This is a genomic window from Allocoleopsis sp., assembly GCF_036703385.1.
Taxonomy (GTDB): domain Bacteria; phylum Cyanobacteriota; class Cyanobacteriia; order Cyanobacteriales; family Coleofasciculaceae; genus Allocoleopsis.
On the sequence record NZ_DATNPA010000057.1, the window covers coordinates 1 to 8,689 of the forward strand.

Sequence of the window (8,689 nt, forward strand, 5' to 3'; positions counted from 1 at the left end):
AGATTCTAACTGACGCTTATCCAACCAGATCGCTAAATCCGTCGCTGTCTCAAAATCCAACAGCGCCTCACCCAACTCCTCCAACTGCTCTAGCCATAAACTGCGAATTTGCTCTTGTAAGTGAGGATTAATCTCACCAAACCGACGAGTTAGCTGACGTATGAGTAGGGATTCTAACTGACGCTTATCCAACCATATCGCTAAATCCGTCGCTGTCTCAAAATCCAACAGCGCCTCACCCAACTCCTCCAACTGCTCTAGCCATAAACTCCGAATTTGCTCTTGTAAGTGAGGATTAATCTCACCAAACCGACGAGTCAGCAGACGCATCACCAGTGATAGAGTTGCCTCTCGCCGTCCTTCAATTCGTCCTTGTTGTGCTCCTTTTTGGAGAATATCCTGATAAGTGACCGACTCCTGCATGATCTCCTCCCTCAAGAGTTGACGAACTAAATTTTTGTCGAACCGCAAACCCGCTAGCACATCCACACATGCGGCAAGATTACTCCGTTGGCGTGGTTCTTCGATTCTATCGAGCTGGGTAACCACCTGCTCTAGTAAAGTATTAGGAGCATCACTCCGAGCCAGAGCCGCCAAAGGTAACAGTGCAGGACTAGCGAGCAGTGGTGCTGGGTCTTGTTCCCACAGGCGAATCACTTGATAACGATGCCTGGTATTAATATCAGTCAACTCGTTGATGAATACAGCATCTGAGCTAGTAGACTTCAGAAAAATCACAACTTGCTCAATATGACAACCGTACTGCCGTTTCAGCCTAACCCAGTAGTCGAGCATTCTCAGTGACAGTGGGGGATTGGAATCAGGTAAAGTTTGAAATTCTATGTGCAGAATTTGGTTAGCAGTTTGCAACAGCGTCAGGGAATCAGCACGAATGGGTTCTACATTGAGTTCTGTTTTGAGAACCTTAATGTCAGTTACCTCTTCTGTCGAAAGCCATTGAGCAAATTCAGCCGGATATTGCTCTGCCAGATATTTACAAATGTTGTCGTAAGCCAAGGGAAATTGCCTGCTGATAATCTACTAGCTACAGGGAACTTCAGGTATAGCAGTCGCCCAGGCGATTAGGACTTTCGACAAAGACTTGAAAGCTTTACCCGTCAATCTTTCCCCTGCTGCCTACGCCTGCGGAGAACGCTGCGCGAACTGCCCTCTGCCTTTTGCTAGAGCTAGTGCAGCACGGCAGAAATAAGTCATCAGTTTACAAGTGGTTGAACACCTGATTTTCACAGAATTTTTAACTTTTAATGTTTGATTTTTGACTTTTGGCTTCCGCGTAGCGGCACTAGCTCCTTCTAAACCTTCACCTCATCCGCAAAACTCGCCCAACGGACAAACTGAAATTCCCCTGCGATCGAACCCCAAATATGCTCATCGGTTTGGGGGTGGCGTCCGCGATCGCGACTGATAAATTTATTCTCATCTATCTCGAACATGCTGTCGAGATAGGTTTCCTCCCCTTTCCACAAAACCATACAGCCTTTACCGGGTTCAACCTCACCGTTGAAACTTTTACCCGTCCATTGAACTTGGAAGGTACATCCGGGAAGTTTTTCCAACTGTTCGGCTTGTAGGGTTTGCAAACGTGCAAGGTCACGGGAGGCACCGTAGAATGGTTTCTCGTCCTTGACTTTGTAGTTTTCAATTTCGATATGATCGCCTACTGTCACTAACTTCAACACCCGCAACCGATAAGGCTGGTTTAGCGCATAGTCGTAAGCTTGTTCGAGAAAAAAACTGACTCCATCGAGCAGCGTCAGAGGCAGGGGACGCATACAAACACGAATATGGGCGAATAGGGGGGGATTGTCAAACGCCTGCTGTTGATTGCTAAAATCAGCAGCCATCCAACGGGCTAAGGTGGCGATATCGGTTGAATGCGTCATTAATTATTTCTCAGAATTCTCATCAAACTTTATCAATAATTGTAAAACTCAGACTGAACTTCATTGAACAGGCACACGGGAAAACTATGAACTCTCTAGAACAGATGCAGTTGTTTTTGACTAGGCTTTCAGGCAGCGACTTAGTAGGAGAAACTGTTTTTGGGGCTGGATTGGAGCTTGCTACCCGAAGCGAGCCGCGTCAGGTGCCTCCTGCACCTTGGCGTTACGCGGATGTTCCCTAAGGTTGAAATACTATAGCGCTACAGGCGGATCGAGACAACCTGTGCGATCGCAGGTGGTATCGTCGCTCTTGGTGTACGAGTACAGGGCATTCCCAAAACATGGCTAGACGCAAGGGGGCCGTTTTCAGACGATTTCTTGTGCAATTGTCCGTTCGCAAAGCGTCTCGAAGAGAAGGGCACCGCCAAAGGCGATCGCAATCCAGGCTAATACCACAACTAAGAAGCTGAATGAAATCCCTCAAATTTAACTCTAAAAATTTCCTCCTCTATTTTGGGCTGGGGTTGACATTTTTTTTATTTCTCACCTGGTTAATCGTAGAATTAACTACTCCAAAAATTCCTCTTTTGGGGTTTCATGGAATCATTGGCAGGGAGCCTTCTGCTCCTAAATCCGAACTCATTGAAATGGACTACCCCCAGCAAGAGTTAGAAATCTTTATTGAATATTTAGTTACTCAAAACTATTGGTTTATCACTACCCAGGAATTATACGATTATTTTTTGACTAGTGCTAAATCTATTCCACCTGAACATTTAAATCAAAAACCCATTATGCTTTCATTTGATGATGGTTATAAAACAGTGTACACTCATTTAATACCTTTTTTGGATAAGATTGAAGAAAAATACGGCAAAAAAGTAAAAATCGTTTTGTTTGTCAATCCTGGCACCTTAGCCAAGGCTAAAAGTACAGCTTCAACTCACTTAAAGTGCCAAAATTTGAGAGAGGGATTGGCAAAAGGATTTTATGATATTCAATCTCATGGTTTGAATCATAAAAATTTAACAAAACTAACTGTTCAAGAGTTAATACATGAGTTGTCAACTGCCCAGATTCAACTAAGAAAATGTACGGCAGGATTAGACTCTGAACAAAAGGTAGCGTCTCATTTAGCTTACCCTTATGGAGCTTATAATCAACGAGTTGAGTACTATGCCTCTAAATATTATTTATCCAGCTATTTGTATAATAGTCGGATATTAAAATACTCTTTTTTGAGAAACTATTATGAAATTCCTCGTTTAACGGTTAATCGCACGAAATCAGCTAGCAGACTGATAAAAATGGCTGAGAGGTCCCACCTGATAAAGAAGAGCTAAAAATGCTAGAACATCACTTCATATTTAGGAGGATAAAGCTATAGTTACTGCCAACCTGAAACGTTCCTACGCTTTAGATGCGATGCGTGGATTTGCTATTTTAGCAATGATTTTATCGGGTACTATAAGGTATAAGATTTTGCCTGCTTGGATGTACCATGCTCAAGAACCGCCACCGATGCATGATTTCAATCCTAATCTAGCTGGATTAACTTGGGTAGATTTAGTATTCCCCTTGTTTTTGTTTTCAATGGGGGCGGCTATTCCCTTAGCTTTATCGAGTCGCATTGCTAAAGGATTCACCCCTATAAAAGTTATTTTATTTATCCTAAAACGCGGCTTTTTATTAGGGAGTTTTGCAATATTCCTGCAACATATTAGACCATTTACGATCAATAAGAACCCAATTGCGCAAACGTGGTGGATAGCCCTGTTGGGTTTTGTGATACTTTTTCTCATGTTTGTCCGGTGGCCTATTAAGGGAAAATCCAGGCAATATACGAAATGGATTACCTTAGGTGCTTGGATAGGAGGAATTATACTTGTCTCTGTGCTTCGATATCCCGATGGAACTGGATTTTCGCTTTCTAGAAGCGATATTATCTTGGTTGTTCTGGCGAATATGGCAGTTTGTGGCTCATTTATCTGGTTGTTTACCCAAAATAAAGGGTTATTACGTCTAGGATTATTGGGTTTATTGATAGCGTTGCGGCTGTCCGCTACTATTAAGGGAAGTTGGATTGCTGTGCTTTGGGGCGCATCGCCTGTTCCCTGGATTTTCCAATTTGATTATTTGAAGTATTTATTTATTGTTATCCCCGGAACAATGGCGGGAGATTTAATTTTGCTTGGGTTGCGATCGCCAACTGTAGATGAGGAAGATGAAGGGCTTAGATTCAACTGGAATGAGCCGCGTTTTTTTAGCATTATTCTATTGATGTTGGTTATTTGTTTAAGCCTACTGATTGGTCTACAAACTAGATGGGTATGGCAAACAACGTTGCTGAGTCTAATTCTTTGTTCAATGGGTTGGTTTTTATTGACCAATCCGGGTAATGCAACGGAAAGGTTACTGCAATCGTTTTACCAATGGGGCGTTTATTGGCTGGCCTTGGGTTTATTTTTTGAACCGTATGGGGGCGGGATAAAAAAAGACCCATCTACCTATAGTTACTACTTCATTGCCACTGCGATCGCCTTCTTTATTCTGATTGTGTTTACTGTACTTATAGATGTCTTGAAACAGCGTCAATGGCTACAACTGTTGATTGACAATGGACAGAATCCAATGATTGCCTACGTAGCGTTTGCTAATCTACTCTGGCCTATTCTGACCTTAACTCAACTTGAACCCATCATTGTAGAGCATACTAATAGTCCCTTAAGAGGATTTCTGAAAGGAGTCCTTTATACGTTACCCATTGCGTTGGTTGTGAGTTTATGTACGAGGTTGAAGCTGTTTTGGCGGACTTAAGGTTTGGGGAATTGGTGTGCGATGTTTTATCAACAGTCTGTGCAAACTTCACTTAAGTCAAGGTACTTTCCTTCTACCAATTTTAGAGTGATCACAGTGGATTAATAACTACAGCAATTAACCCCAAAGTTGCGACCTCGCTACACCGCACGAAGTGAATGAAAAGAGAGAAGCTGAAAAACAGGCAGCAACCAACGCATTAAGGAAATTGGGTCTGCTCTAAAGAACTGATCTAAAGAACTGATGCACAGCCTTAGACCTATCTTGAAAGTCGGGAGTGGGGAGTAGGGAGTAGGGAGTGGAGAAAAAAGATTTTCATACTTTTGTTGTGTACTCCGGTTCATGGAGTCTCTTGCAAAAGTCTCTTGCTCTCATTCTATTTTCGCCCCCCTAGGGCGTGTCTTCAAACCCGGAGCTCCCCCTAAATCCCCCTTAAAAAGGGGGACTTTGAGTTGATTCTCCCCCCTTTTTAAGGGGGGCTGGGGGGGATCTTCTTCGCAAGACACAGGTAAATTTAGAGTTTGAAAACACGCCCTAGCCCCCAATCAAAAAAGGCTTCGCCTTTGTCCTCCTAGGGGAGAACGAGAGGGGTGGGGGGAATAGAATTCAAAGTCCCCCAGAATTGGGGGATTTAGGGGGCTTTCCAGGATTTATGCAAGAGACGTTCATGAGCGGTACGCTCACACTCCAGGATGAAAGGAGACTTTCAAAACAGGTCTATTCACTGACCACGTTCGCTATTTTTTGGTCACCCAGTTGGGTGATTGGCAAGAGTAGTGACCGGAAAGGGATGAGGAACTTGTGTATAAGGGAAGCGTCGCCTTACTTTCCCGGACTTCAAGCTAAACCATGACCCAAGATTTACAGCGGTTCTACAAAGCCTGCAACCCTAGTCAGATTCTGAGTAGCAGCGATGATGAGCAACAGTATCAACTAGATTACTCACCTGTGCGGGGCGCTAGGATCATGGGAGCGATGAAAGAAATCATCGGCCGTACCTCCTTGGATGAGGCAACTTGTCAGTTGTTTACGGGATATATCGGGACTGGCAAGACGACAGAGTTACTTCACCTCAAGACTGAACTAGAGCAGGAGTTATTTTACGTCGTTTATTTCGATGCCAAGGAGGAATTGGATTTAGCCGATTTGAATATCGAGACTTTAATGATTGCGATCGCACACCACATCAATCAAAGCCTCGAAGCCTCGGATATCAATATCTCACAAAAATTTTGCAATCATCTGCTCAGTGTCGTCTCAGAATCACCAGAAATTTCCGCCACCGCCTCAGGACTAGGCAAGCTTATCCCTGTCCTCAAAAACACTCCCAAGCTTCGTCGCCATCTACGAGAAGTTTTCGCAACCAGTAACTATAACATTGTGGAAGCGATGAACGAGAAGTTGCTGGAACCTGCGATCGCCTTGCTTAAGAGCCAGGGTAAAAAAGGCTTGGTCGTGATTGTAGATGGATTAGACCGCTTAGATAGTCCCCGCAACGTCTGGGGATGCCACCAATACGAAAGCCTATTCATTGAGCAAGCTCATCAGCTACGCCAGCTCAACTGCCATACGATCTATACCTTTCCCCTAGGATTGGTTTTCTCTGAGGAATACACTACCCTCAAACAGCACTTCGGTGTTACCCCAATCCTACTACCCATGATTCCCATACAGCAGCGGGATGGCAGTGATTGTGAAGAAGGAATGGGACTGCTACGGCAAATGGTACTGGTTCGCGCATTTCCCGATCAGCAACCGGAGGAACGCCTCAGGCTGATTACACAAGTTTTTGACACTCCGGAAACTCTAGACCGACTGTGTCGCATTAGTGGCGGTAATGTGCGAACGTTGCGAGATATGATCTACAGATGTCTGCAAGAAGAAGAGCTACCCTTATCACGAACCTCTGCGGAAGCAGTGATTCGAGAAACTCGGGATAGCTTGGTCGTTGCCGTTGATGACCACGAGTGGGAGTTGCTCGTGCGAGTAGCCAAAGAGCATCGATTGACGGAAGAAACCGCCGATGAAATCTTGCGGCGATCGCGGTTTGTCTTGGAATACGAAGACGAGCTAGGGCGCTGGTATAATGCCAATCCCCTTTTGATTGAGGCTGAACAATTCCAAGCGATCGCCCACAAAAAACAATGAAAACTCTATCTAGAAAATAGGTGTTAGTGCAGAATCAATCAATTTGATACCAGTTTAAACAGAGGATGCGATTATAGATTGAAACCATTGCCTTATCAGGCTGTATGCAATCCAAAATCTAAAATCCAAAATCCAAAATCCAGAATGGTATGAGCAATCCTCTACGAGGCCGTTGGTCGTAACTCATCCAGACGCGCCAGAACCTCTGTACTATGTATGGCAGGTCTCACACCAAGAAATACCTCACGCAGGATACCGTCTGGGTCAATGATGAACGTATGGCGCAGAGAAACGAAGCCCATCCAGGAACCATAAGCCTTGCTTACTTGGCCATCAGTATCTGCAAGAAGGGGGAATTTCAGACCTTCTGAATCACAAAATTCAGCGTGAGACTCCACATCATCAGCACTGACGCCAAGAATCTGCACATTTCTCTCCATGTACTTGGGCAAGTCTTGCTGAAACCGACGCGCTTCCAAGGTACACCCTGAGGTGAAATCTTTGGGATAAAAATAGAGAACAACCCACTTGCCGCGATAGTCAGAAAGTGACACTTTACCAGCGCCTGTGTTGGTGGGCAGTGTAAACTCTGGTGCCGATTCATTGATAGCAGGTAGCTTGCCGCCAAGGGCGTTGGCAGCAGTTGCGAAATTCAACCAAGCCAAGATGACAAAACAACTCGCTAAGAGAGTATTTAGAACAGTACGACGAGAGAGCATGACCCAAACTAAGATATTGACTTAACATAAGTTTACATTCTTTTGACTCAACTATTAGAAGCATAAAAAATAGATATTCTACTGTTAAGTTTCAGTTAATTAGGGAATTGGCGAGGAATTTCGCTAATTGTTTTGTGCAATTGTGCTGCTGGTAGAGCGACGATATCGAAGGGATAGTGATCGAGAAAAGCTTGAACCTTAGGAGTTGCTAAAATTGCCCTCAGTCGTTGAGTATTTTTTAATGTTCCTAGAGGGGGTAGCCAGTACTCCGGCATTTGTCGGATTCCACGCATCCCTCGCTCCTGACTCTCCAGCATTGAGGCATAACTATCATTCTCAGGATGAAGTAATTTAAGTAGTAGATGTTTATGACCTTTAGAAAGCCGTTCAACCACAGATTCTGCGGCAACAAAACAACCCCTCAGTCTGATTAAGGCACAAATTTCTCTTATTCGTGGTAGATGACAGCTCAGTGCTACAAATAGCAAGTTCTGATACAGATGAGGTGATTGATCAATAATATTAGTGATATAGATAAGATTGAAGATTGTATCCATCGCCTCCTCTTCAAGAATGAACATGGAGTCGGGAATACCAAATTTGGTTTGAATAAGGTGAGACATCAGTGCCGCTTCGGATGGCTTATCGGCTCCTCCCGTTTTTCCACCTGTGAGAATAATCCGCCCAATATTGAGGCTTTGGTAAAGCATACCTGTTGCGATCGCATTTATTCTCCCATACAGATTTAGGCGATAAGAGCCTGGACAAGAACCCCTCTGAACTGGCCCATATCCAAAGGCAACGAGCCCATCAAAATTATCTTGAGCATTGGTTAATTGACGGATTTGAGTGACTTGCTCTGAAGATAGGGTTCTCATCGTCGAAATAACAGTTTTCATGGAGATAAATCATATAACTAGGGCACGATAATATCGTGCCCTTACAAAAGCATGTATTCAAAAAAATACAACGACTGGATTTTTTAAAGCATAACTACTGCTGCGAAGTCTGCTTACTCACTCGCTCAAGTTGCTCAGCAAAATAATTCTCTTGATACTGCAATGACTTTGCTAATTGCATACCTCTTTGGAAAACATCAAG

At 43.9% G+C, this 8,689-nt stretch carries 8 protein-coding genes and 1 pseudogene; 4 read left to right on the plus strand and 5 right to left on the minus strand.

What is annotated here, in order from left to right; genetic code table 11:
* From V6C93_RS38065 to V6C93_RS03075, 3 genes and pseudogenes are all read right to left on the minus strand, one after another.
* On the minus strand, nucleotides 1–192 hold a 192-nt coding region (locus tag V6C93_RS38065), incomplete at its 3' end, for a DUF4351 domain-containing protein (protein WP_349262605.1).
* A pseudogene (locus V6C93_RS03070) lies at nucleotides 187–1,017 on the minus strand (Rpn family recombination-promoting nuclease/putative transposase); the annotation flags it as partial. The gene V6C93_RS38065 and the pseudogene V6C93_RS03070, both read right to left, overlap by 6 nt.
* A gap of 296 nt (nucleotides 1,018–1,313) precedes the next feature.
* A complete protein-coding gene (locus V6C93_RS03075) occupies nucleotides 1,314–1,904 on the minus strand; it encodes a chromophore lyase CpcT/CpeT (protein ID WP_333475177.1) in 591 nt (196 codons plus the stop codon).
* An 86-nt stretch (nucleotides 1,905–1,990) separates the two neighbouring features.
* On the opposite strand from V6C93_RS03075, the gene V6C93_RS03080 reads away from it, so the two are divergent.
* From V6C93_RS03080 to V6C93_RS03095, 4 genes are all read left to right on the plus strand, one after another.
* Nucleotides 1,991–2,146, plus strand: a complete 156-nt coding sequence (locus tag V6C93_RS03080) for a hypothetical protein (RefSeq protein ID WP_333475178.1) — start codon at nucleotides 1,991–1,993, stop codon at nucleotides 2,144–2,146.
* Nucleotides 2,147–2,374: 228 nt separating this feature from the next.
* Nucleotides 2,375–3,247, plus strand: a complete 873-nt coding sequence (locus V6C93_RS03085) for a polysaccharide deacetylase family protein (protein ID WP_333475179.1) — start codon at nucleotides 2,375–2,377, stop codon at nucleotides 3,245–3,247.
* Nucleotides 3,248–3,302: 55 nt separating this feature from the next.
* Nucleotides 3,303–4,721, plus strand: a complete 1,419-nt coding sequence (locus V6C93_RS03090; protein WP_333475183.1) for a DUF5009 domain-containing protein — start codon at nucleotides 3,303–3,305, stop codon at nucleotides 4,719–4,721.
* Nucleotides 4,722–5,570: 849 nt separating this feature from the next.
* Complete coding sequence (locus V6C93_RS03095; protein ID WP_333475180.1) at nucleotides 5,571–6,869, plus strand: ATP-binding protein; 1,299 nt, start codon at nucleotides 5,571–5,573, stop codon at nucleotides 6,867–6,869.
* Nucleotides 6,870–7,030: 161 nt separating this feature from the next.
* Here the strand turns inward: V6C93_RS03095 and V6C93_RS03100 are convergent, their stop codons facing one another.
* Entirely contained in the window at nucleotides 7,031–7,588 is a 558-nt protein-coding gene (locus V6C93_RS03100) for a peroxiredoxin (protein WP_333475181.1), read from the minus strand.
* 95 nt (nucleotides 7,589–7,683) lie between these two features.
* Entirely contained in the window at nucleotides 7,684–8,487 is an 804-nt protein-coding gene (locus V6C93_RS03105) for an ElyC/SanA/YdcF family protein (protein WP_333475182.1), read from the minus strand.
* Nucleotides 8,488–8,689: the final 202 nt, after the last annotated feature.

Excerpts from the sequence above, each read along its gene's own strand:
- V6C93_RS03075 (WP_333475177.1), bottom strand. The coding sequence starts at position 1,904 with ATGACGCATTCAACCGATATCGCCACCTTAGCCCGTTGGATGGCTGCT.
- V6C93_RS03080 (WP_333475178.1), top strand. The coding sequence starts at position 1,991 with ATGAACTCTCTAGAACAGATGCAGTTGTTTTTGACTAGGCTTTCAGGC.
- V6C93_RS03085 (WP_333475179.1), top strand. The coding sequence starts at position 2,375 with ATGAAATCCCTCAAATTTAACTCTAAAAATTTCCTCCTCTATTTTGGG.
- V6C93_RS03095 (WP_333475180.1), top strand. The coding sequence starts at position 5,571 with ATGACCCAAGATTTACAGCGGTTCTACAAAGCCTGCAACCCTAGTCAG.
- V6C93_RS03100 (WP_333475181.1), bottom strand. The coding sequence starts at position 7,588 with ATGCTCTCTCGTCGTACTGTTCTAAATACTCTCTTAGCGAGTTGTTTT.
- V6C93_RS03105 (WP_333475182.1), bottom strand. The coding sequence starts at position 8,487 with ATGAAAACTGTTATTTCGACGATGAGAACCCTATCTTCAGAGCAAGTC.